Origin of the sequence: Tistrella arctica (assembly GCF_039630945.1) — a bacterium.
Taxonomy (GTDB): Bacteria; Pseudomonadota; Alphaproteobacteria; order Tistrellales; family Tistrellaceae; genus Tistrella; species Tistrella bauzanensis.
On sequence record NZ_JBBKTV010000008.1, the window covers coordinates 1 to 22,018 of the forward strand.

17 protein-coding genes and 1 tRNA gene are annotated in these 22,018 nt (G+C 66.2%); 5 read left to right on the forward strand and 13 right to left on the reverse strand.

The annotated features are described in order from the left end of the window. Positions 1 to 98 precede the first annotated feature (98 nt). From WG924_RS18345 to WG924_RS18370, 6 genes are all read right to left on the reverse strand, one after another. On the reverse strand, positions 99 to 1,571 hold the full coding sequence (locus tag WG924_RS18345) for a SpoVR family protein (protein WP_345934557.1): 1,473 nt from the start codon (positions 1,569 to 1,571) through the stop codon (positions 99 to 101). A 60-nt stretch (positions 1,572 to 1,631) separates the two neighbouring features. After that, complete coding sequence (locus tag WG924_RS18350; protein ID WP_345934558.1) at positions 1,632 to 2,924, reverse strand: YeaH/YhbH family protein; 1,293 nt, start codon at positions 2,922 to 2,924, stop codon at positions 1,632 to 1,634. 150 nt (positions 2,925 to 3,074) lie between these two features. After that, the gene (locus tag WG924_RS18355; protein ID WP_345934559.1) at positions 3,075 to 5,006 is read right to left on the reverse strand and encodes a serine protein kinase; all 1,932 of its coding nucleotides are present in this window, start codon (positions 5,004 to 5,006) and stop codon (positions 3,075 to 3,077) included. 402 nt (positions 5,007 to 5,408) lie between these two features. Then, positions 5,409 to 5,630: a SlyX family protein gene (locus tag WG924_RS18360; RefSeq protein ID WP_345934560.1), complete on the reverse strand. Its 222-nt coding sequence runs from the start codon at positions 5,628 to 5,630 to the stop codon at positions 5,409 to 5,411. After that, a complete protein-coding gene (locus tag WG924_RS18365) occupies positions 5,623 to 6,192 on the reverse strand; it encodes a GNAT family N-acetyltransferase (protein WP_345934561.1) in 570 nt (189 codons plus the stop codon). Before WG924_RS18365 ends, WG924_RS18360 begins: the two co-directional genes overlap by 8 nt. A 301-nt stretch (positions 6,193 to 6,493) precedes the next feature. Beyond that, entirely contained in the window at positions 6,494 to 7,222 is a 729-nt protein-coding gene (locus WG924_RS18370; RefSeq protein WP_188574544.1) for a hypothetical protein, read from the reverse strand. Between the two features lie 324 nt (positions 7,223 to 7,546). On the opposite strand from WG924_RS18370, the gene WG924_RS18375 reads away from it, so the two are divergent. Continuing rightward, positions 7,547 to 9,454, forward strand: a complete 1,908-nt coding sequence (locus tag WG924_RS18375) for a putative phage tail protein (RefSeq protein WP_345934562.1) — start codon at positions 7,547 to 7,549, stop codon at positions 9,452 to 9,454. 127 nt (positions 9,455 to 9,581) lie between these two features. On the opposite strand, the gene WG924_RS18380 is transcribed toward WG924_RS18375, so the two are convergent. After that, positions 9,582 to 9,656: transfer RNA gene (locus WG924_RS18380), tRNA-Glu, on the reverse strand. A 289-nt stretch (positions 9,657 to 9,945) separates the two neighbouring features. Between WG924_RS18380 and WG924_RS18385 the strand changes: the two genes are divergently transcribed. The 3 genes from WG924_RS18385 to WG924_RS18395 are packed head-to-tail and all read left to right on the forward strand — an operon-like array spanning position 9,946 to position 12,661. After that, positions 9,946 to 10,851, forward strand: a complete 906-nt coding sequence (locus WG924_RS18385) for an ABC transporter substrate-binding protein (protein WP_345934564.1) — start codon at positions 9,946 to 9,948, stop codon at positions 10,849 to 10,851. Continuing rightward, positions 10,848 to 11,867, forward strand: coding sequence for a FecCD family ABC transporter permease (locus WG924_RS18390; protein WP_345934566.1), 1,020 nt, complete (start codon positions 10,848 to 10,850; stop codon positions 11,865 to 11,867). The genes WG924_RS18385 and WG924_RS18390 overlap by 4 nt, the downstream gene beginning before the upstream one ends. Next, a complete protein-coding gene (locus WG924_RS18395; RefSeq protein ID WP_345934567.1) occupies positions 11,861 to 12,661 on the forward strand; it encodes an ABC transporter ATP-binding protein in 801 nt (266 codons plus the stop codon). The genes WG924_RS18390 and WG924_RS18395 overlap by 7 nt, the downstream gene beginning before the upstream one ends. A 45-nt stretch (positions 12,662 to 12,706) precedes the next feature. Here WG924_RS18395 and recJ read toward each other — a convergent pair whose 3' ends face one another. The 5 genes from recJ to WG924_RS18420 all read right to left on the reverse strand — a co-directional run bounded on the left by recJ (position 12,707) and on the right by WG924_RS18420 (position 19,121). Further along, positions 12,707 to 14,491 carry a single-stranded-DNA-specific exonuclease RecJ gene (recJ, locus tag WG924_RS18400; protein ID WP_345934568.1) on the reverse strand — a complete coding sequence of 595 codons (1,785 nt, stop codon included), beginning with the start codon at positions 14,489 to 14,491 and terminating at the stop codon, positions 12,707 to 12,709. Between the two features lie 18 nt (positions 14,492 to 14,509). Next, positions 14,510 to 15,490 (reverse strand): class II fructose-bisphosphatase, encoded by a 981-nt coding sequence (glpX, locus tag WG924_RS18405; RefSeq protein WP_345934569.1) that lies wholly within the window; start codon positions 15,488 to 15,490, stop codon positions 14,510 to 14,512. Positions 15,491 to 15,771: 281 nt separating this feature from the next. Further along, complete coding sequence (locus WG924_RS18410) at positions 15,772 to 17,106, reverse strand: homoserine dehydrogenase (protein WP_345934570.1); 1,335 nt, start codon at positions 17,104 to 17,106, stop codon at positions 15,772 to 15,774. After that, positions 17,103 to 18,353: an LL-diaminopimelate aminotransferase gene (locus WG924_RS18415; protein WP_345934571.1), complete on the reverse strand. Its 1,251-nt coding sequence runs from the start codon at positions 18,351 to 18,353 to the stop codon at positions 17,103 to 17,105. Before WG924_RS18415 ends, WG924_RS18410 begins: the two co-directional genes overlap by 4 nt. A gap of 195 nt (positions 18,354 to 18,548) precedes the next feature. After that, complete coding sequence (locus tag WG924_RS18420; protein ID WP_345934572.1) at positions 18,549 to 19,121, reverse strand: hypothetical protein; 573 nt, start codon at positions 19,119 to 19,121, stop codon at positions 18,549 to 18,551. A 157-nt stretch (positions 19,122 to 19,278) separates the two neighbouring features. On the opposite strand from WG924_RS18420, the gene WG924_RS18425 reads away from it, so the two are divergent. Continuing rightward, the gene (locus WG924_RS18425; protein WP_345934573.1) at positions 19,279 to 21,081 is read left to right on the forward strand and encodes a PHA/PHB synthase family protein; all 1,803 of its coding nucleotides are present in this window, start codon (positions 19,279 to 19,281) and stop codon (positions 21,079 to 21,081) included. A 31-nt stretch (positions 21,082 to 21,112) separates the two neighbouring features. Here the strand turns inward: WG924_RS18425 and WG924_RS18430 are convergent, their stop codons facing one another. Beyond that, entirely contained in the window at positions 21,113 to 22,015 is a 903-nt protein-coding gene (locus WG924_RS18430; RefSeq protein WP_345934574.1) for a LysR family transcriptional regulator, read from the reverse strand. Positions 22,016 to 22,018 lie beyond the last annotated feature (3 nt).

A 22,018-nucleotide genomic window follows, 5' to 3' on the forward strand; every position in this document is an offset into this window, starting at 1 on the left:
GTCCGCGCGGTCGCAGACAAAAAGAGCCTGAAACTCAGGCGCAAGCTCGCAGGCTGGGATGTCAAATACCTCGCTTCCATCCTCGGGTTACCTCTCCGTTAACCTGGATTCGGAGCCCTGCACTCGTCGCGGAGTACCCGTGTCCGAAACCCGTCAGCACCACGACTTAAGATGACCGTCTCACGATTCACCACAGTCTTTAGATGCACGTCCCGACACCAAAGTGTGTAGACGTGATCCAGAGTCTTTTCCGCATAGCCCAGTTGAAGGTCGCGGCCATCATGGACATGGTCCAGCAGCAATCCGCGGCTGCGGCCATAATCCCCGTCGACGACCCGGATCATCGGCATGGCATTGGTGCCGGTCTGCCGGATCAACCGGTCGCGGACCTCGCGCCAGCCGGTCTCGTTCGACACTTTCGACACCACCAGATCATTACCGCGCGGCTCATAGGCGAACAGATCCTGATCCCGCATCATCGACTCGTCCAGAAAGCGTCTGAGAAAGCTGCTGTCGCGCTCGCTTTCGCGAATCTGGAACAGCTTCTGACGCGTGGCCGGCGACGGAGCGCCCGGCAGGCCGCGTCCCGGCTCCCACACGCCTTCCTCCTCGGCGACCAGCTTGTCCCATATCGCAAGACCCAGACAGTATGGATTCACGTCACCGGGAATGCGGCGGACGACCTGATTGTGGCGCACCAGGAACTCCATGTGGATGTCGGCGGGCAGATCCAGGCTGTTCATGATCGCGCGGTGCCAGAAGCTGGCCCAGCCCTCGTTCATGATCTTGGTTTCCATCTGAGGCAGGAAATACCGCGCCTCCTCGTCGACGATACCGATCAGATCGCGCTGCCAGTCGGCCAGATAACCGCCATGATCGCGGATGAACAACAGCAGATCGGGATCGGGATCTGCCGGTATCCGCTCCAGCTCGACGGCCGCCGCGGCCGCCGGCACAGACGGTTTGCGCGCATGGATGGCGGCATACGGATCATGTGCCCCCTGTGCCCGATCCAGCGCCCGCGCGCGCTGTTGATCGGGCGTCAGCCGCGGCACCGCCGGGTTGCGGCCGATATTGAACGACAGGGCGTGAGCGGCATCCAGCACCCGCTCCACCGCCTCCAGCCCGATCGAGGGGTCTTCGGCATAGCCGCGCACCCGGTCGGCGTGCATCTTCACCTGCCCCAGGATCAGCTCCGCCCGGGTCCCTCTGGCGAAATAGAAATTGTTCTTGAAGAAGTCGTTATGGCCATAGACATGAGCCATGGTCAGAACCTGGAGACACAGCGAATTGTCCCGCATCAGATAGGCGATGCTGGGGCTGCTGTTGATCACCATTTCATAAGGCAGACCGGCCACACCCAGGTCATTGAGCGTGCGCTGGCGTTCATAGGATTTCCCGAACGACCAGTGCGGATAATGCGCCGGCATGCCGTGATAGGCCATGAACCCGATCATCTGGTCACGATCGCAGATATCGAATTCCTGATCATAGGTATCGAGGTCGAACGCCGCGACCTTGTCGCGGATGCGCGCATCCCAGTATTCCAGGTCGCGCATGGTCCAGCTCATGCCCATTGGCCAAAAACCCTTCCATCAAACCATCGGTGGCGGGCGCGGGGCTCGACGCCGTCAGGCCGGCGCGGGCGCCGCCTCGGCCTCGCGTTCAGGCTGCTTCTCCTTGTTGAGCAGCGCGCGGAAAGCCGGCCAGACGTCTTCCTTGCGCTCGATGCTGAGCATGTGGAAGTTCGCCGCCTTCACCCGCCGGAACACGTCGAGCATGGTCGCATCGCGAAACCGCCAGGCGTTCGGCTTGATCTCGCCATAGCCGAACAGATTGGAAACCTCGCACAGCTCGGTGGCGGCAGCCACGGTACGGTCATTGTCGGAGGGGAAGTTATCGCCATCCGAACAATGGAAGGCATAAATGTTCCACAATGTCGGATGATAGCGTTCGCGGATGATTTCCAGGGCCTTTTCATAACCACTGGAAATCAGCGTGCCACCACTCTCGCCTCTGTGAAAGAAATCATGCTCGGTCACCTCGCGCGCCACGGCATCATGCGCCACGAAGACCAGCTCCACCTTGTCATAACGGGTACGGACAAACTGATAGAGCATGAAGAAGAAGCTGCGGGCCAGATACTTCTTCATCGTGTCCATAGACCCGGAGGTGTCCATGATGCACAGCACGACCGCGTTGCTCTCAGGCTCAACCTGCGGCCTGATCCGATGATAGCGCAGGTCGTCCTTGCGGAACCGGAAGCGCGGGGCGGCGGCAACGGCGCCCGTATCGTCCTCGACATCGACCGCGAGCATATCCTCATCATCATCGATATCGTCGAAGGCCGCATCAGCCTCGTCACCATCGCCCGACGGCACACCGGTCGCCATCTTGCGGCGCACCCGCGCAATCGCCGTCCGGCGTTTCGACATATGGACCCGGATACCGCTCTTGCGATAGCCCTTCCGGCGGTGGGTCCGTTCCGAGATCACCTCGCGCAGCTTGCGCCGCTCCATGTCGGGCAGTTCCAGATCCTCGAACATGATCTGGATCAACTCGTCGAGGGTGATCTCGGTTTCATAGACATCGCGGCCGGCCTGATCGCCGGCCGGGCCGGTTCCAGGCTTGGGTTGCCCCTCGCCAGTCTTGCCGACGACCTGGCCTTCGGCGGTGTCGCCGTCGCCCTGCCCGACGCCGCCCGAATTCTCGCCGAAGATGAAGCGGTATTCCTTGATGCCACGGATCGGCACCTTGATGGTCTTGTCGCGCGACTGGCCGATGATCGCCTCTTCGGCAACCAGATCGGCGACATTATCGCGGATCGCCCGGCGTACCTTTTCGCGGTGACGCTGGCGATCACCGGCGCTGCGGTCACTGCGCAGTCCTTCACTCTGAGCATAGTCCCGGAAAATCGTCGCCATTCAGCTGTACCGTCCTCGTGCTGCCGCGCGCCCGATGACCGGTCACCGGCCGGGCTCCGCCAATCTGGCGGCGTCCGGCCGGCCGGCCTGATCCGCGCGATCCTGGATGAGACTGGTCCTTGATGAGCTGTCTGATAAGACTGGCGAACCTCAGTCCTTCCACAGATTGTTGGCGGCATATTTCAGTACGACATCGGCGGAATAGGTGTTGTAGCCATTGCCGAGCAGGTTCTTGACCAACTGGTCGTATTTCTCGCGCTGATCTTCGTCGCGTGTCCGGGCCTTGGTGATGATCCGGCTGATATCACGCACCGAACTGGTCAGCTTGCGCTCGATGGCCTCCTTCAGCGGCTCATAGGACGAGTAGTGCACCTTCTCGCCGCGCCGGGTCGCCGCCCACAGATAGGCAATCACCTCCTGACGGAAACCTTCGGCGGCGGTGCCGATGATCGCGATCTGCTCTTCGATCGATTTCAGGAAGGCTTCGTCGGGCTGCAACTCCTCGCGGGTGTTCCGATCCTTGACCTTAGTGCGGTTGATATAGGCCTCGGCATGATCCAGATAGTTCTGGAACAAGGTTTCGGCCTGCTCTTCATATGCATAGACAAAGGCGCGGGTGATCTCCTTTTCCAGAATGTCGAGATAGGCCTTGTGGATCGTGTCCTGCAGCAGTTCCATATAGTGCTTGCGACGGTCGTCGGGCATCTCGCTGCCCTTGACCATGGCGATCAGCGCCTCGCGGATATGGATCGGCGTGATGCCTTCGGGGCTGTCGGCCAGCGCGTTGTCCAGCGCCTTGACGATGAACCGGGTCGAGATCCCGCTCATGCCTTCCGACATCGACTCGTCGCGCAACTCGTCGACATCCATCTTCTTGGCGCGTCCCTTCTCGACCACCTCCTCGCCATTATAGAGCCGAAGCTTGGTCATCAGGTCGCATTTGGGCGTCGGCGCCAGACGCGACAGAATGGCGAACATGGCTGCCACATCAAGCGTGTGCGGCGCGATGTGATGACGATATCCCGACTTGCCGAGGATCTTCGAGTAGATCTTCACTTCTTCCGACAAGCGCAGATTATACGGCACCCGGATCATCACGATGCGGTCGAGAATTGCCTCATTGGTGTGATCGGATTTGAACTTCTGCCATTCGGCCTCGTTCGAATGGGCGACGATGCATTCATCGACATAGACCGTGCCGTGACGGCCGGGGGCCGGCACGAACTTTTCCTGGGTCGCGGTCAGGATGGCGTGCAGGTATTCAGTCTCGTTCTTGAAGACCTCGATGAACTCGACGATGCCGCGATTGCCGGCATTGAAGGCGCCATTCAGGTCCAGAACCCGCGGATCGCCTTCCGAGAAGCGGTCGAGCTTGGAGATATCCTCGGATCCGATCAGCACCGAGGTGTCCTGGTTGTTGGGATCGACCGGCGGCACGACAGCAATACCGCGCCGGGCCCGTTTCGAGATTGAAACGGTGTGCACCGGCATTTCCTCGTAGCGGCCGCCGAATTCCTCCTTCAACCGCCAGCGGCACACCGGGCACAGATCGCCGTCGATGCGCACGTTCAGCATCTTTTCGAATTCCCGGCGCAGATGGCGCGGGATCAGATGCAGGGGTTCCTCGCGGATCGGGCAGCCATCGATGGCGAAAATCGGCGGCGCTTCCTCAAGCCCGCGCTCCAGCCGCTCGACCAGCGAACTCTTGCCCGATCCTACCGGTCCCATCAGGTACAGCACCTGACGGCTTTCCTCACCCTGAAGGGCCGCGGAATGAAAATAGCGCACGAATTGCTGAATCGTGCGTTCCATGCCAAAGAACTCGTCCGAGAAAAACCGGTAGGTCTTGACCGGCTCATCGCCGAACAGACGCTGCAGGCGCGGATCATCGGCACCACCGATCAGATCCACACCTTTTTTCATGATCATGTCGTAGATACGGGCATGCGACAGTGTCGTGATCTCAGGCGTGTCCCGCACTTTTTCCAGATAATCGAGGAATGTGCCGGACCAGTCGTGAGAGGTCCGTTCCTCACGATCCTTTTCGATCAGACTGGCGAAAGAGGTTTTGGGCTGCTCCATGATCGCCCTTCCCGTCCGTTGAAGCGATTGTCGCGGGGGTCAGCCAGATCCCTGCCGCCGGGTCGCGTTCGTCATGCGCGGGACCGAGCAATCGCTCTCATCACGGGCACGGCTCGGTCGAACGCCGGCTGACGCAGAGGTCGATGGCGATCGTCGCGGTTGCGCCCCGCGATCTCGTGCACCCGGAGACTTGCCGAACGCCCCCGGCCGAAGCGACGGCGCATCACGCCCGGCTCCGATATAAATCACTTGTTGCCCCGACATCCTCGCTTCAAGGAAAAACTCGTTCGGTGCGCTGTCATGAAACAGATGATGCGGCTGAAGAACCGCAGCCGGCCGCGGATCTGCCGCAAACCGCCGCAATTCTTCGTGCCGCCGCCGCCCTGCATACGCCTCGGTGTCTCAAGGCTGGAAGGGTGACGCGCCATTGTCATCGCCGCCGTCATCATGGCCGCCGCCGCCATCGGCCATGCGCCGTTCAAGCCGCCGCAGCCGCAGGCTGAGCGCGCCCACCAGCCGGTCCTGCCGGATGATTTCGGCCGAGGCATCGTCCAGCGCCCGCTCCAGATGAGCAAGGCGTTCCTCAAGAGCCATCAACCGTTCGGCGGCGGCATCGTCACGCATGAGCATCCCTTCCAGCCGGCAGCATCACGGGGCAAGTCATGTACACCGCATCGGCATCATAACTTGCGAGCTTGGCCGCCAGTGCCGAGGCCGGGTCGACCGGCACCTCGTGAAATCCCATCGCGCGCCATCCGGGCGCCGATCCGCCGACCGCGATCAGGCTGAGCCGCGGCAGGCCGTGTGCCGCCGCCAGATCGGTCAGCCGGCCGACGAGGGCACGGCCGAGCCCCCGGCCACGCGCAGCGACATTAAGCGCCACGTCGTGGACATACAGACAATCGGGTGCTGCCGGCAAGCCTCCGAGCAGGCTGTCGAGCGCCGGCGGCGCGCCGTCGATCCAGGGATGGGTCAGGCCATAGCCACAGAAGGCGCCATCGACCTCAGCCACAAAACAGCCGGCCGGGAACAGGCGCAGACGCTCGACCGCCACCTCCGGCCGTTCGGGATAGGCCTGATGCACCGCATCGGCAAGGGCGCCCACCTGCGGCAGATCATTCAGGGTCAATGTCCGCCAGCCTGTCCGCATCATCGCCTCAGCCTGCCCCTTGTGAACACTGTCCATTATGAACACCGCCTGCCATCCGGCCCTCTGCGGGTGGCAGCCCTCTTGCGGGTAGCACGGGCGGATGGATCACGTCCAGCGGGCAAAAAAAATGCCCCGGGGGCGAGCCCGGGGCAAAGGTCGGCCTTTCCGTGAATGCAATCGCCGCTTCCGCGATGGCCCCGCCCCCGTCAAGGCGACGAGGCCGCTCGTGGAAGCCGGCATCACCATGCCGCGGCCCGATGTCAGACGCATGACCCTGTCATGATGGTTCCATGACGCGGGATCACAGACCCGCACGGGTCCTCGCGGCCCGGTGTCGTTATGGATAGGCGCAGACGTCGGACGACACTTCCACGAAGCTGCGATTGCTGGCCCTGACGGCGAAGCGGTATTCGCGGTCGCCGATGACCATGGTGTGCTGAAGCGGCAACGTGCCGACAGCTTCTGTGGCCCGGCCGCCGATCTCGATGAACCGCATCGTCACCGGCTTTGCAGGGTCGAACCAGGCCTCGCGATCGCCCTTGTCGTTGACCGAGGTTTCGCCCCGGCCGGTGACGGTGATCAGCCCGTCGGCAAAGGTCACCGCATCATTGCTGCCGGTCGACAGCGATGTCGGCAGGATGAAGCGCTTCGACACCGGGCTGCCCTCGCAGTCGCGCTCATTGCTGACCGCGCCGATCACGAAATTCAGCCGCTCGGGCTTCACGCCATCGGCCATACGGCTCTGCACACGACCGAAGATCTCGGCAAGCTGGCCTGTGGGGACGTCCTTTTCATAGCGCTGGCGCCACTGTTCAACCTCGATCAGCGCGCTTTCCCGCGCCTCGCGCAGCCGGGCGTTTTCGGCGCCCAGTGTCGACAGCCTGCCATTCAGATCGGCCAGCGACTGTTCCAGCCGCCGGACCTCACCTTCCGCCAGCATCGCGCCGGTGCGATAGGCATAGGCGCCGGCGCCGGCAATGATCGCCAGCGCCGCCAGCCATTTCAGCATCATCAGCCGCCGCCGCCGCTTCTCGCGACGGCGCCCGGCATTCAGGCCCAGAGACATGCCGTGTTCGTTCCTCGTCAGCGTCCGCTATGGGTGTCCAGCGGGCAGCGCCTGTGGCGGAGCCACGAACTGCCGCCGATCTGTACCGACCGCGACGCCGGGCACGGCGTCTTTCGGCCGCACTCCCGCGCTCGGCCCTACTCAAACCGCTTCGCAGGCGACAGGTCAAGTGGCGAGGTCGGGTCAAGGCATGCGATGTGGCCGCAATGCGGCAGCACCGCCATTGAATACAGAACTTGGATGTCTGCCTACCCTGGTCCTGCAAACCAGTCAGAGCTGTCCGGCACCACCCGCCGGCGCTCCGACACAAGGGGAATCAGATCCATGGCAATCCACGACATCGATGAACTGGCGATCGTCGACACCATCGCCGACCTGCGCAGCCTTTCCACCACCGGCCCCTGGACCATGGCCCGGGTGCTTGGCTATCACACGGCCGGCGACGGCGCCGGCGGTCTGTTCCAGTGGGACGCGTCCGCCTGGAAGACCGCGGAGATCATCGCCGGCCGCACCACGCCGGACGATGGCGGCACCCGCATCGTGCCCACCGGCCAGACCAGCGGCCCCGGTCTCTGGCGCCGGGTCGCGGCGGCGAAGGAACGGCTGAACGTGCGCTGTTTCGGCGCCAGGGGCGACAGCACCACCGATGACAGCGACGCTTTCGAGGCCGCCTGCTTCTATGGTCCGGTCCATGTCAGCGACGGCACCTATAAGCTTACCCGGCGCATCACCATGTACGGCCGAACCAATCTGATCGGCACCGGCCCTGGCTGCGCGCTTCAGGCCAATATCCCTGAAGATTACATTCTCTATGCGGAAAGCGGACATTCTGGACTGATCGAGAATGTCGGTTTCAAGAACTGCGTCACCAGGGGCGCGATCTGCCTGACCTATCCGGCCGGCGAAATTCAGAACGGCGCGCACCTCTGGATGCTGCGCAAGCTTCGCTTCTGGTCGCAGAAGGGACCGGCCATCGTGGTCGATGGTGTCTACGACATGAACTGGGCCGATATCGACATCTATTGGCCGGAGGCACGGCCCGGCGTCACGCCGACCCCACAGACCGATGCCGCCGTCGTTTTCCTGACGGGCACAAACAATCTCAATATCGACGGCCTGCATCTGGAACAGCCACGCTATTGCGGCGTCTATGTGGCGAGCGGCGCCGAAATCTCCGTGCAGGAGGGCAAGATCGACTGCTACGGCGATGCGTCACTCTCTCCCACGGAAGGTGGCTTCCATATCGATGGTGGCTCGGTCAGGCTGTCGAACTTCCTGTTCGCGGGTGTGGTCGGCCCGCGCATCGTGATGAAGGGCACGGCATCACTGACCGGTGATAGCACATGCAGTATGGGCGGTGCCGGCAATGCCCCGCAGATCGTGCTGGAAGGCAGTTACAGCACCACCGGCGCCACCTATGCCTCGCTGCGGCCCACCTGGCCGAAGATCGCCTGGATGGGCAGCATCGGCTATCTGGGCGGCAACACCGACCAGTTCGCAACCTGCTTCATCGACGCCCGGATGCCCAACCCGCTCAAGCGCAAGGGCACCGTCACGGTGGCCTCGGCCGGGAACATCCATGTCGGCGCCCTCAGCGACATCACTGCCGGTGCCGGCTATGACAATCGCTGCACGGTCGCGTCGGCGACCAGCGGTCACACAGGCCGCGCCCTCATCTGGACCGACTACACCACCACGACCGAGCACTGGTACGCGCTTCCAGGCGTCACCGCCTCGGCTCTGGGCATGGGTGTGGGCAATGATGTCTTCGTCGAACATGCGCCCCATCACGGGCTGGATGTGAAGCTCGATCCCAGGCAGTTCGAATTCCGTCTGCCGATCTTCGCCACGCTGCTCACCACCACCGTCTCGTCGGCAAGCTATGACGCCACCACCGGCTACACCACGGTGACGGTGGCGGCGACCTTCCCCAAGACGGAGTATCAGGGCCGGTGGCTCTATACCGCCGCCGGGCGCTGGCACAAGATCCTGGAGCCGGCGGACACCACCGCCACCGACATCTCGACTTTCCGGCTGCCCTATGACGTGACCGCCGAATTCCCTGCGGCCACAACCGTGACGGTGCGCACCGGCGCCATGGTCAACGCCTCGATTACCGGCGACCGCGTGGTCTGGGGGCGCGATGACATGCTGGTGTCTGCGTCTCTGGAAACCCTGCGGACCAAGGGTCGCGGGCCGAACGAGGTCTATCCCCTCGCCGACGGCGCCTGATCGCCCGCTGTCATGCCGGCCAAGTCCAGGTACGAAAATTTCCAGACAGGAAAGCTTCCAGGCATGAAAAAAGCCGGCCCGAACCCGGACCGGCCTGCGGAAGCGCCTGTGTGTCGGCGCCTGGAAGTGGTACCCCCAACGGGAATTGAACCCGTGTCTCCGCCTTGAAAGAGCGGTGTCCTAACCTCTAGACGATAGGGGCATAGCCGGAAAACCGTATGGCCTCGTGGCCGGTAGCGTGGCGCCGTCTGGCGTTGCTGCCGTCCACGGGGCGTACTCATATTCGCGGGCAGGCCGCACGTCAAGCAGATTACGCATCTGTCCGCACGCTTGCGCTGATCGGGGGCTTGCGTCACCATCGGCGCCTTCCGCCCCGGCGCAGTTTCGGGCGCGGCATGGATGACTCGTGCCCGAAGGATGCCAGAGACCCCGTGTTCCGGCCCAGCCCATCGCCTTTCAGCCGCGCCGTCGTGATAATGGCGGGGCTGTTCATGGCCACCCCGGTCATGGCCGCGCGCGCAGACCCGGCCGCGCCGGCGCCCATCCGGCCCGGGCGTGTCGTCTCGATCAATCTGTGCACCGACCAGTTGTTGTTGCGGCTGGCCGATCCCGATCAGGTGGCCGGCATCGGCCCCCTGGCGCGTGATCCGAAGCTGTCGGTGGAAGCCGCGAACGCCGCCCTTGTGCCGCAGGTCAGCGCCAGCGCCGAAACCGTCCAGGCACTCAAGCCCGATCTGGTGCTGGCCGGCCGGTTCGGCGCCACGGCCGCAGCGGCGGCGCTGGAACGGCTGGGGGTGCGGGTCGAACGCTTCCGCCCGGCCGACAGCGTCACCACCATCCGCGCCGGCCTGATCCGCGCCGGGCAGTTGCTGGGGCCACAGGCCGAACGGCGCGCCGCCGACGAGATCGCCCGGCTCGATGCCCATGCCGCACGCCTGGAAGCCCTGGCCACCGCCCTGCCCCACCGGCCGCGGGCCTTGATGCTGCGCGCCGATGGCAGCATGGTCGGCCCCGGCGGCCTTGCCCATGCCATGCTCACCCTGGGCGGCTTCAGCAACATCATGGCCGAGCGCTTCAATCCCGACGGGCGCGCACGCCGGGGCGGCGACTGGCGGGTGGAGCTGGAAGCGGCGATCCGTGCCGCCCCTGATGTGATTCTGGTCGAAACCATGCCCGGCGCAGCCCCCGCCCTGGTCCATCGCCTGCCCCGCCATCCGGCTCTGGCCCGGCTGACGGCCCTGGGCGGCACGGCGCCCGACATCATCGAGGTGCCGGGCAATCTGCTGGTCTGCGGCCTGCCCGACGCGCTGGACATCGCCGAACGCCTGCTGCGGGTGGCCACACGGCTGGCCGCACCGCCACAGGCCGCCACGACGCGTGAGGAGGCAGGATCGTGAGCGGCCGGACGCGTTGGGATGCGCGCGCAAGCTGGGCCCTGCTGATCCTGCTGCCGCTGGCGGTCGGCTGGCTGTCGCTGGGCTATGGCCCAAGCGGCTGGATCATGCCCGATGCCGGCGTGCTGCTGGGCTTGCGGGCGCCCGATACCGCATCGGGCATCGTGATGCTGGAACTGCGCCTGCCACGCACCCTGATCGCGATGATGATCGGCGCGGTGCTGGGGGCCTGCGGTGCCGCCCTGCAAGGCCTGACCCGCAACCCGCTGGCGGAACCCGGCACGCTTGGTGCCTCGTCGACCGCCGCCCTGGGGGCTGTGGCCGCGATCTATTTCGGTCATGCCGGCAGTGCCGCGGCCGGCCCTGCCCCGGCTGCCGCCGGCCTGCTGGGCGCCGGCATCGGCCTCGGCCTGGTGCTGGCGCTGGGCCGGGGCGGCGGGCTGTCGCTGATTCTGGCCGGTGTCGGGGTGGGCGCCCTTGCCACCGCCTTCATCTCGCTGGCCCTGACCTTCGCACCCAGCCCCTATGCGACGCTGGAGATGATCGACTGGCTGATCGGGTCGGTCGCCGATCGCACCCTTGCCGATGCCGGCCTGCTCGGCCCCTTCGCGGCGCTGTCGCTGGTGCTGCTGATCGGCTGCGGCACCGGGCTCGACGCCCTGGGCCTGGGTGAACGCACCGCCCGGTCGATGGGTGTGAAGCTGGGCCGGCTGCGGCTGCAGGTGGTGGCGGCAACCGCCATCGGCGTCGGTGCCGCCACGGCGATTGCCGGCGGCATCGGCTTCGTGGGTTTGATCGTGCCCCATGCGCTCAGGCCCTTCGTGGGCCATCGCCCCGGCCGCCTGGTGCCGGCCAGCATGCTTGGCGGCGCCACATTGCTGCCGCTGGCCGATCTGGCCGGGCGGCTGATCGGCGACGGCACCGAGATCCGGGTGGGGGTCGCCACCGCGCTGATCGGCGCGCCGGTGTTCCTGCACATCCTGCTGACCCGGGCACGGGCGGAGCGTGGCACATGGTGAGCCCCGGCCCGGCGCCAAAGATGCTGGCCAGCGGCATCGCCGCCGATCTGGGGGGACGGCGGGTGCTCGACGGCATCGACCTCGCCCTGGATGCCGGCGGACTGACCGCGCTGGTCGGACCGAACGGGGCCGGCAAATCAACCCTGCTCGCCATTCTGGCCGGGCTTCTGGCGCCCACGGCCGGCCGGGTCCTGATCGATGGTCAGAGCTTCCAGTCCCTGGGCGACCGGGCGCGGGCACGGCGGATCGGCTATCTGGAACAGCAGCCGGCCTGCCACTGGCCGTTGAGCGTTGCGGCGCTGGCACGGCTGGGCCGCCTGCCCCATCGCGGCCGGTTCGGCAGCACCGACCCGGCGGCGGACGAGGCGGCGGTGACGGCGGCGCTGGCCAGCACCGCCTTGACCGGCTTCCGCGACCGCCGGGTCGATCATCTGTCGGGCGGCGAGCGGATGCGGGCACATCTGGCCCGCGTGCTGGCCGGCGCGCCCCAGGTGGTGCTGGCCGACGAACCCCTGGCCGGCCTCGACCCGGCCCATCAGCTCGACGTGCTGGGCCTGCTGCGGGATCTGGCGGCCGCCGGCCGGATCGTGGTGGTGGTGATGCATGATCTGGCGCTGGCGGCACGGTTCGCCGACCGGGTGGTGCTGCTGGCCGAGGGCCGGATTCTGACCGACGGCCCGCCGGCGCGGGCGCTGGACGATGCAGCGATCGGCCGCGCCTATGGCGTCGACGTCCGCCGTGTCAATATCGACGGCCGCGACGTGCCGCTGCCCTGGATGCGGCGCCCCGGCTGAGGCGGCGGATCAGTGCCCGGCCGCGGATCAGTGCCCGGCCGCGAATCAGTGACCGGCCGCAGCCGAGGCCACGTCGTCGATGAACATCTGGACGTCATCGCGCCCCTGCCACCGGTCGCGACGCAGGCCGCCCGCCACATGCAGCGGCAGACCCCGTGCCTGAAGCAGCGTCGCCCCCACCGGCCCGTCGGCGGCGCGGAAGGCGATGCCCTTCAGCCGCGATCCGTCATCGGCACCCATGATCACCCGGATATGGCCCTGGCCGACAACGTCGGCCTTCAGGATCCGCACCGCCGACAGCGCGAAACGCGGCTGGGCATTGCCGGTGCCGAAGGGTCCGATGCGTTCCAGCACGTCGACCAGCGCCGATGTGGCACCCCCCACCGCCAGCACGCCATCGAGCCCCAGCCGCGGCGCCGGCGGCTCGCCACCCGTCTGCGCCACGATCCGTTCGGCCAGAAAGCCATGCAGCTCCACCAGCCGGTCGAGCGGCACGGTCAGGCCCGCCGCCATGGCGTGGCCACCACCATTGACCAGCAGGCCGGCCTGACGCGCGGCGGTGACCGCCGAGCCCAGATCGACCCCCGGCACCGACCGCCCCGATCCCTTGCCTACGGCGCTATCGGCCGCGACCACGAAGACCGGCCGGTGAAAGCGTTCCTTCAGCCGGCCGGCCACGATGCCGATCACACCGGGATGCCAGCCCTGATGCGCGACCAGGATGAAGGGAGCATCGGCCTGACGTTCCGCCAGTTCCAGTGCCTCGGCCTCCACCGCCGCCTCGATCTCGCGGCGTTCGGTGTTCAGACGGTCGAGTTCCATGGCGATGCCGGTCGACTCGTCGGCATCATCACTGCCCAGAAGCCGCGCGCCAAGATCGGCGCGCCCGACCCGGCCACCGGCATTGATCCGTGGCCCCAGCACATAGCCCAGATGATAGGCTTCCGGTGTCTCGTCAAGTTTGGCCACGTCGGCCAGACGGGCAAGCCCGACATTGCGGCGCCGGCCCAGAACCTTGATGCCTTGCGAGACGAAGGCGCGGTTCACCCCCGTCAGCGGCACCACATCGCACACCGTGCCCAGGGCGACCAGATCAAGCAGGCCCATCAGATCGGGCGGGGCCACGCCCAGCCGGTCATAGACGCCACCATCACGCAGCGCGCGATTCAACCCCACCAGCAACAGGAACGCCACCCCCACCGCCGCCATCTGGCCATGGGTGCTGGTCTCGTCGAAGCGGTTGGGGTTGACCACGGCATGGGCCGCCGGCAGTTCCGGCTCGCCGATATGATGGTCGATCACCACCACATCCAGATTGAGCCGCCGGGCGGCGTCGAGCGCCGCAAAGGCGGTGGTGCCGCAATCGACCGTGATCACCACCCGGATGCCGCGCCCGGCCAGCGTCGCCATGGCGGCTTCGTTCGGGCCATAGCCCTCGGTCATCCGGTCTGGAACGTAAACCACCACCGGCACACCCAGCGCGCGCAGAAAGCGGCTGACCAGCGCGGTCGAGGTGGCACCATCGACGTCGTAATCGCCGAACACGGCAATCGGCTCGCGCGCCGCGATCGCGGCGGCCAGACGATCGACAGCCCGGTCCATGTCGCGCAGATGCGACGGGTCGGGCAAGGCGGTACGCAGGCTTGGGGTCAGGAAATCGTCGGCCGTGTCCAGCCCGACGCCACGCCCCGCCAGAACCCGCCCGACGATTTCGGGCAGGTCCAGACGTTGGGCAAGCGCCAGTCCCAGACGCTGATCGGCGAGCCGCGCTTCCCAGCGCCGCCCGCCCATCGACCGCTCGACGCCCAGAACCGCGGCGTCACGGGACATGAGATCTTGGCCCTCCGATCAATCGAAGGCCGATTTGCGACCGAAATTATGCTCGGCCGTAATCACCCGGACGGTGCCGGTCTTCGACCGCATGATCAGGCTCTGGGTCGACCAGTGGGTATGGCTGATGCGATGCACGCCGCGCAGCATCGAGCCATCGGTGACACCGGTCGCCGAGAAGATGACATTGCCCGAGGCCAGATCCATCAGGTTGTAGATCCGGCCGAAATCGGTAATGCCCAGCCGATGGGCGCGGCCGCGCTCATCTTCGTTGCGGAACAGCAGCCGGCCCTGCATCTGGCCGCCGATGGCACGCAACGCCGCCGCCGCCAGCACGCCTTCCGGCGCGCCGCCCGAGCCGATATACAGGTCGATGCCGGTATCGGGGCGCGCGGTCGCGATCACCCCGGCGACGTCGCCATCGCCGATCAACTGGATACGCGCGCCGGCCTCGCGGGTCTTGGCGATCAGCTCGGCATGACGGGGGCGGTTGAGGATGCAGACGGTGAGATCGGAAATCTCGACATCCTTCGCCTTGGCCAGACTGGCCAGGTTGGCCTGGACCGAGTTTTCCAGCAGCACCACGCCGTCCGGAAGTCCGCCGCCGACCGCGATCTTGTCCATATAGACGTCAGGCGCGTTGAGGAACCTGCCCTCTTCGGCCATCGCCAGCACGGCCAGCGCATTGGGGCCGCCGGTGGCGCAGATGGTGGTGCCTTCCAGCGGGTCGAGTGCGATATCGACCTTCGGGCCGCGGCCGGAGCCGACCTTTTCGCCGATATACAGCATCGGCGCCTCGTCGCGCTCGCCCTCGCCGATGACCACCGTGCCATCGATGTCGAGACCGTTCAGCGCCCGGCGCATCGCGTCGACGGCGGCCTGATCTGCGGCCTTCTCGTCGCCCTTGCCGATCATGCGTGAGCAGGCCAGGGCTGCGAATTCAGTGACGCGCACGGCCTCGAGGGCCAGATTGCGATCCATCAGGGTGTAGTCGATCATCGCTCTCGTCTTGTTGCCGGTCAGCGTCGGATGAATGCCGATACGCCGCCGCCGACCCGTCAGGAGGCCCGACCGCAAAATCAGGGTCAGGCCGCCAAAAGGGTCGGGCAGCGACGCCACGGCCGGGGTGCGTCCGACGACGGATGTTCATCCCACTCTGGCGATACCCTAAGCCCGATATGCGCCCGGCGCCAGAGCCCTGTATCAGGTGTGGGACGATGTCCCGTCGTCTGGCGGGTGCGACGGCATATGGCCGCACCCGCCCCGCGTCATGGGCGCTGTCAGAGGCTGCGTTCGATCCGGATCATCCGCGGCGGTTCGATCACCGCCGGCAGTGCCGCGATCACGTCGAGCGCGCGCCGGAGCGCCGCTTCCGAGGTGGCATGCGTGGTCAGCACCACGGGCACCGCCTCGACCGCGCTGCGGCCACGCTGGATCAGGCTTTCCAGCGACACATGCTCGACCGCGAAGGCACGGGCGACATCGGCCAGAACACCGGGCTGATCCAGCACCATCAGCCGGATGTAGAACGCCCCCTGATGCGCCTCGATCGGTGCCGAGGGGTGCTGGCCAAGGGCCGCGGCCGGCACCGAGAAGCCGGGGGCGACACAGCCGCGGGCGATGTCGACCAGATCGGCCACCACCGCCGAGGCCGTGGGCCCGCGCCCGGCGCCACGCCCCTGCGACATGGTGGTGCCCACGGCATCGCCTTCGGCCACCACGGCGTTGAACACGTCTTCGACATGGGCGACCGGCGCCGACAGCGGCACCATGCTGGGATGCACCCGCTGTTCCAGGCCATGATCGGTCATCCGCGCCACGCCCAGCAGCTTGATGCGGAAGCCCAGTTCCTCGGCAAAGCGGATGTCGTCGATGGTGACGTGGCGGATGCCCTCGACATGGATCGCGCCGATATCGGGGCGGCCGCCGAAGGCCAGCGCCGCCAGGATCGACAGCTTATGGGCCGTGTCGATCCCGTCGACGTCGAAGGTGGGGTCGGCTTCGGCATAGCCCAGCGCCTGGGCCTGGGCCAGAACATCGGCGAAGTCGCGGCCCGTGGTCCGCATCTCGGTCAGGATATAATTGCAGGTGCCGTTCAGGATGCCATAGACGCGGGTGATCGCATTCGCGGCCAGGCCCTCGCGCAGGGTCTTCAGAATGGGGATGCCGCCGGCCACCGCCGCCTCGAAGGCCAGCGCCGCACCGGCGTCCTCGGCCGCCGCGGCCAGTTCGGGGCCGTGGGCGGCGATCATCGCCTTGTTGGCGGTGACGAAGGCCTTTCCGCGCCCGAGCGTGGCGCGCGCCAGATGAAGCGCCGGCCCCTCGGACCCACCGATCAATTCCACAACCACGTCGACGTCATCGCGCGCCGCCAGCGCCGCGGCATCGTCTTCCCAGCCGAATCCGACCAGACTGATGCCACGATCGCGGCCCTGATCGCGCGCCGAGACAGCCGTCACCACCACCGGCCGCCCGGCCCTGGCCGCGATCATCGCCGCGTGATCGCGCAGGATTTCGACCACCCCCACGCCGACAGTTCCGAGGCCGGCCACACCAACACGCAACGGCGTGGTCGAGACGCGGCGATCGGCGGCGGGTTTGTGGCTGCTGTTCATCGGATGGCATCCTCAACTGACTGGGCCTGGGTTGACGAGGCCTGGGCCGCGCCGGCCTGGGTCTCGTCGCGGTACTCCTTGAAGAACCGCTTGATGTTGCGCACCGCCTGACGGATGCGGTGCTTGTTCTCGACCAGGGCGATACGGACATAGCCGTCGCCATATTCACCGAAACCGATGCCCGGCGACACCGCGACATCGGCGCGCGCCAGCAGCAGCTTCGAGAATTCCAGCGACCCCAGATGCTTGAACGCATCGGGAATCGGTGCCCAGCAGAACATCGAGGCCGATGGCGACGGCACCGGCCAGCCGATGCCGTGCAGGCCTTCGACCAGAACGTCGCGACGCTCGCGATACAGCGTGCGCATCTGTTCGACACAATCCTGCGGCCCGTTCAGCGCCGCCGCCCCCGCCACCTGAACCGGCGTGAACTGGCCGTAATCCAGATAGGACTTGATCTTGGCCAATGCCTGGATCAGCCGCCGGTTGCCGGCGGCGAAGCCGACCCGCCAGCCGGCCATGTTATAGGTCTTGCTGAGGCTGGTGAATTCCACCGCCAGATCGCGCGCCCCCGGCACCGCCAGAATCGACGGTGGCGGCACCCCGTCGAAATAGACCTCGGAATAGGCAAGATCCGACAGGATGTACATCTCGTGGCGCCGCGCGAAGGCCACCAGCTTTTCATACTGGGCGAGGTCGACCACCTCGGCCGTCGGGTTGCCCGGATAGTTCAGCACCATCGCGACCGGCTTGGGTGAGGTGTGGCGCACCGCATATTCAAGCTCGTCGAGGAAGTTATAGCCCGGCCCATGGGGCACGTGGCGGATATTGGCGCCCGCGATCACGAAACCGTAAGGGTGGATCGGATAGCTGGGATTGGGCACCAGGATCACATCGCCCGGCGTGGTGATCGCCGAGGCCAGATTGGCGAGGCCCTCCTTCGAGCCGATCGTGACCACCACCTCGGTCTCAGGGTCGATATCGACCGCGAAGCGCCGCTTGTAATAGGCCGATGCCGCGCGCCGCAGCCCCGGAATGCCGCGCGACTGCGAATAGCGGTGGGTCTTGGGGTCACGCACCGCCTCGACCAGCTTTTCGACGATATGGGCGGGGGTGGCGGTGTCGGGGTTGCCCATGCCGAGGTCGATGATGTCGCGGCCGGCTGCCCGCAGCTTGGCCTTCATCTGGTTGACTTCGGCGAAGACATAGGGTGGCAACCGCCGGATCCGCGCGAATTCATCTGCCATGGGATCACTTCCCGTCGATCGGCTCGCTTGAGGAGGCCAGTTAAGATATGCGGACGCGGCCGAACCCGCCGTCGACGAAGAACGTCCGCGCCGAATGGCATTAAGGGGATGTTGCCCGGTCGCCATAGGCGATGCCGGCGCCGGTTATCCGCTTCAGGGGAATTCCCGTCGTCGCCCAGGGGACGGCGAGGATTTTTAGCGGATGGTCCGGGCCGGTGCGATGAAAATCTCAAAAGCCGGGGCCATCGAGCCAGCCGGTGCCGGCACGCCCCGGACCCGCGCCGTATCGGCACCGATCCCGGACAGGGCACGGGTCGCGGCCGCCAGCCGCGCGGTGGCCAGCCCCTGGCCCTCATCGGCGCCGGCAACCATCACCAGCGTCTGATCGCGAGCGGCGGCGATCCGCCAGGCGGCCCGCAATTCGGCCGTGCCGGCGTCCCCGATCGTGCTGGTGCCGGGCGCGAAATCGATCCGGCCGACAGCGAGACCCGGTTGCGGCGCCACGGGGCGGGCTGCGGTTGCCGCGGCCGTCTCGCCCGCCTGCGCCATGGCCGACCGGGCGGCGGCCTGATCGGCGCTCAACGCCGCGCGCAAGCGCGTGCGTTCTTCGAGCGGCGTCACCGGCGGCGCCTGTTCGGGCACCGAGTTCAGCGTCGGAAACGGTTTGTCGGCAAATTCGGCCCGGGCCGCGCGCACCGACGGGTCGGTACCCGGTCCCGGGTCTTCGGCACAGGCACCAAGGCCCAGCATCAGGACGGCAGCGGTCATTCCGGCCCGCACATGCGCGCGGCCCGCGTGATTCCGTCGCAACCCTGGCGAGGCAGCGTTGAGCCGCGTCGCCTGCACCCGTATCATAGAGTTCACCTCGACCTCGCAGAACCAACCGATCGCCGACTATGGCGGCGCAACTATAAGGGACGCAAGGATGGCCGAGCAAGGAGCCGACCGGGGAGGACACGCCGGCACGCGCGATGACGCCGACGCCTTCGCACGCAATATGCGCGAGGTTGCCGAGCGCAGCCAGCAGATCATGCGCGAATTTCTCTCGCGTCATGAAGGGCTCGACACCGCCGGACCGACAGACCCTCTCAACCTCACCACCGCCTTCACCCACCTGACCGAGCGCATGATGGAGAATCCGGCCAAGCTGGTCGAGGCCCAGGCGGCGCTGTGGCAGGACTATCTGACCCTGTGGCAGTCCACCGCCACCCGCATGGCCGGCGGCGATGCCAAGCCTGTCGCCACGCCCGACGTCGGCGACAAGCGGTTCAAGGACAAGGATTGGAGCGAGAACCAGCTTTTCGACTTCATCAAGCAGTCCTATCTGCTGACCGCGCGCTGGATGATGAGCATCATTCACAAGGTCGACGGCCTCGATCCCGATGAAGCCCGCAAGATCGATTTCTATACCAAGCAATATGTCGACGCGATGTCACCGTCGAATTTCGTCACCACCAACCCGGAAGTCCTGCGCGCGACCATCGAGAGCAAGGGCGAGAACCTGGTTCGCGGCCTGAACAACATGATCCGCGACATGGAGAAGGGCGGCGGCGAGCTGCGCATCTCCATGACCGACGAGACGGCCTTCGAGCTTGGCCGCAACGTTGCCACCACCCCCGGCAAGGTGGTGTTCCAGAACGGGCTGATGCAGATCCTGCAATACACGCCCACCACCGAGACCGTCCACAAGCGGCCGCTGCTGATCGTGCCGCCGTGGATCAACAAGTTCTACATTCTGGATCTGCAGCCGAAGAACTCGTTCATCCGCTTCGCGGTCGCCCAGGGCCACACGGTGTTCGTGGTGTCATGGACCAATCCGGACGAGGAGATGGCGAAGAAGACCTTCGAAGACTACATGACCGAAGGTCTGATCACCGCGCTCGACAAAGTCACCGAGGAAGCCGGCGTCGACGAGGTCAACGTCATCGGCTATTGCATCGGCGGCACGCTGCTTGCCACCACCCTGTCCTATCTGAAGGCCCAGGGCGACAAGCGGGTCAAGAGCGCCACCTTCTTCACCACCCTCACCGACTTCCGCGACGCCGGCGACATCAAGGTCTTCGTCGATGATGCCCAGATCGGCAATATCGAGAAGATGATGTCGAAGAAGGGATACCTGGAAGGCCGGAAGATGGCGACCGCGTTCAACATGCTCCGGTCCAACGATTTGATATGGAGCTTTGTGGTCAACAACTACCTTCTAGGCAAGGATCCCTTCCCTTTCGATCTTCTGTACTGGAACAGCGACGCCACCCGACTCCCCGCCGCCATGCACAGTTTCTATCTGCGCCATATGTACCGCGAGAACAAGCTGGTGGAACCGGGCGGCATCACCATGGGCGGCGTGCCGATCGACCTGCGCCAGATCGATCAGCCGGTCTATATCCTGTCGGCGCAGCAGGACCACATCGCGCCGTGGAAATCCACCTATCGGGCAACCCAGCTCTATCGTGGCAACACCCGCTTCGTGCTGGGGGCATCCGGCCATATCGCCGGCGTCATCAACCCGCCCGAGGCCGGCAAATACAACTACTGGACCAATAAGGATCTGCCGGAAGATCCCGAAGCCTGGCTGGCCGGCGCCGAAAAGCATCCGGGCTCGTGGTGGGTCGACTGGGCGAAATGGATCAAGCGGCTGGGCGGTGCCCAGGTGCCGGCCCGTGAACCGGGCACGGTGCTGGGCGTGATCGAGGATGCGCCCGGATCTTACGTGAAGATGCGCGACTGACCGCAGGCCACGTTGTCAGCAGGCCACGTTGTCAACCGAGGTCGCCGGCGGCTCCGCCGCCGGCGACCCGGTCGACAAAGGCGCGCGCCGCCCGGCCGAGATAGCGTTCCTTGTGGATCAGCAGATGGAAGGCGCGGTGCGGCAGGTCGAGCACGGGGCTGCGCAGGCTGCCCAGCGCCAGCCCGCTCGCCACCACCAGTGCCGAAAGCGCCGTGGCACCGGCGCCAGCCTCGACAGCCGCGCGGACCGCCTCGTTCGACGGCAGATCCAGCACCACCGGCAGGCTGGCCGGATCGACACCCAGCCCCTGAAGCGCCGCTTCGAATTCGGCGCGGGTCCCCGATCCGCGTTCGCGCAACACCCAGGGCGAGCCCGCCAGATCGGCCGGCGCCACCCGCGGCAATGCCGCCCAGGGATGCGCCGCCCCCACCACCAGCATCAGCCGGTCGCCCGGCAGCAGCCGTTCGGCCAGCGCCGGATCGTCGACCGGGCCTTCCACGAAGCCCAGATCGGCGCTGCCGGCCCGTACCGCGGCCGCGACCTCGGCGGTGTTGCCAATGGCAAGTTCGGCACGCACGGCCGGATAGGCGGTCAGGAAATCGATCAGCCGCGCCGGCAGCCAGTAATTGGCCACGGTCTGGCTGGCATGGATACGCAGACGACCGCGCGGATCGCCCGCCAGATCGGCCAGGGCCTGCTCGGCTGCCGATGCCCTGGCCAGCACCGCGCGGGCCTCGTCCAGAAACACCCGCCCGGCCTCGGCCAGTTCAATGCCGCGACCGACCCGGTGAAACAGGGCCACGCCGTGGCGCGCCTCGATCGCCGCCACAGCAGCACTCACGGTCGACTGGGTCAGGTTGAGCGACCGGGCCGCACGGGTCACGTGGCTGTGTTCCGCCACCGCGACAAAAATCCTGAGTTGTTCCAATGTCATCGA

Coding starts and splice junctions, on each gene's coding strand:
- recJ (WP_345934568.1), bottom strand. CDS start 14,491: ATGTCCCGTGACGCCGCGGTTCTGGGCGTCGAGCGGTCGATGGGCGGG.
- WG924_RS18360 (WP_345934560.1), bottom strand. CDS start 5,630: ATGCGTGACGATGCCGCCGCCGAACGGTTGATGGCTCTTGAGGAACGC.
- glpX (WP_345934569.1), bottom strand. CDS start 15,490: ATGATCGACTACACCCTGATGGATCGCAATCTGGCCCTCGAGGCCGTG.
- WG924_RS18350 (WP_345934558.1), bottom strand. CDS start 2,924: ATGGCGACGATTTTCCGGGACTATGCTCAGAGTGAAGGACTGCGCAGT.
- WG924_RS18420 (WP_345934572.1), bottom strand. CDS start 19,121: ATGACCGCTGCCGTCCTGATGCTGGGCCTTGGTGCCTGTGCCGAAGAC.
- WG924_RS18430 (WP_345934574.1), bottom strand. CDS start 22,015: ATGACATTGGAACAACTCAGGATTTTTGTCGCGGTGGCGGAACACAGC.
- WG924_RS18370 (WP_188574544.1), bottom strand. CDS start 7,222: ATGTCTCTGGGCCTGAATGCCGGGCGCCGTCGCGAGAAGCGGCGGCGG.
- WG924_RS18415 (WP_345934571.1), bottom strand. CDS start 18,353: ATGGCAGATGAATTCGCGCGGATCCGGCGGTTGCCACCCTATGTCTTC.
- WG924_RS18395 (WP_345934567.1), top strand. CDS start 11,861: ATGGTGAGCCCCGGCCCGGCGCCAAAGATGCTGGCCAGCGGCATCGCC.
- WG924_RS18410 (WP_345934570.1), bottom strand. CDS start 17,106: ATGAACAGCAGCCACAAACCCGCCGCCGATCGCCGCGTCTCGACCACG.
- WG924_RS18355 (WP_345934559.1), bottom strand. CDS start 5,006: ATGGAGCAGCCCAAAACCTCTTTCGCCAGTCTGATCGAAAAGGATCGT.
- WG924_RS18375 (WP_345934562.1), top strand. CDS start 7,547: ATGGCAATCCACGACATCGATGAACTGGCGATCGTCGACACCATCGCC.
- WG924_RS18425 (WP_345934573.1), top strand. CDS start 19,279: ATGGCCGAGCAAGGAGCCGACCGGGGAGGACACGCCGGCACGCGCGAT.
- WG924_RS18345 (WP_345934557.1), bottom strand. CDS start 1,571: ATGAGCTGGACCATGCGCGACCTGGAATACTGGGATGCGCGCATCCGC.
- WG924_RS18385 (WP_345934564.1), top strand. CDS start 9,946: ATGGCCACCCCGGTCATGGCCGCGCGCGCAGACCCGGCCGCGCCGGCG.
- WG924_RS18365 (WP_345934561.1), bottom strand. CDS start 6,192: ATGGACAGTGTTCACAAGGGGCAGGCTGAGGCGATGATGCGGACAGGC.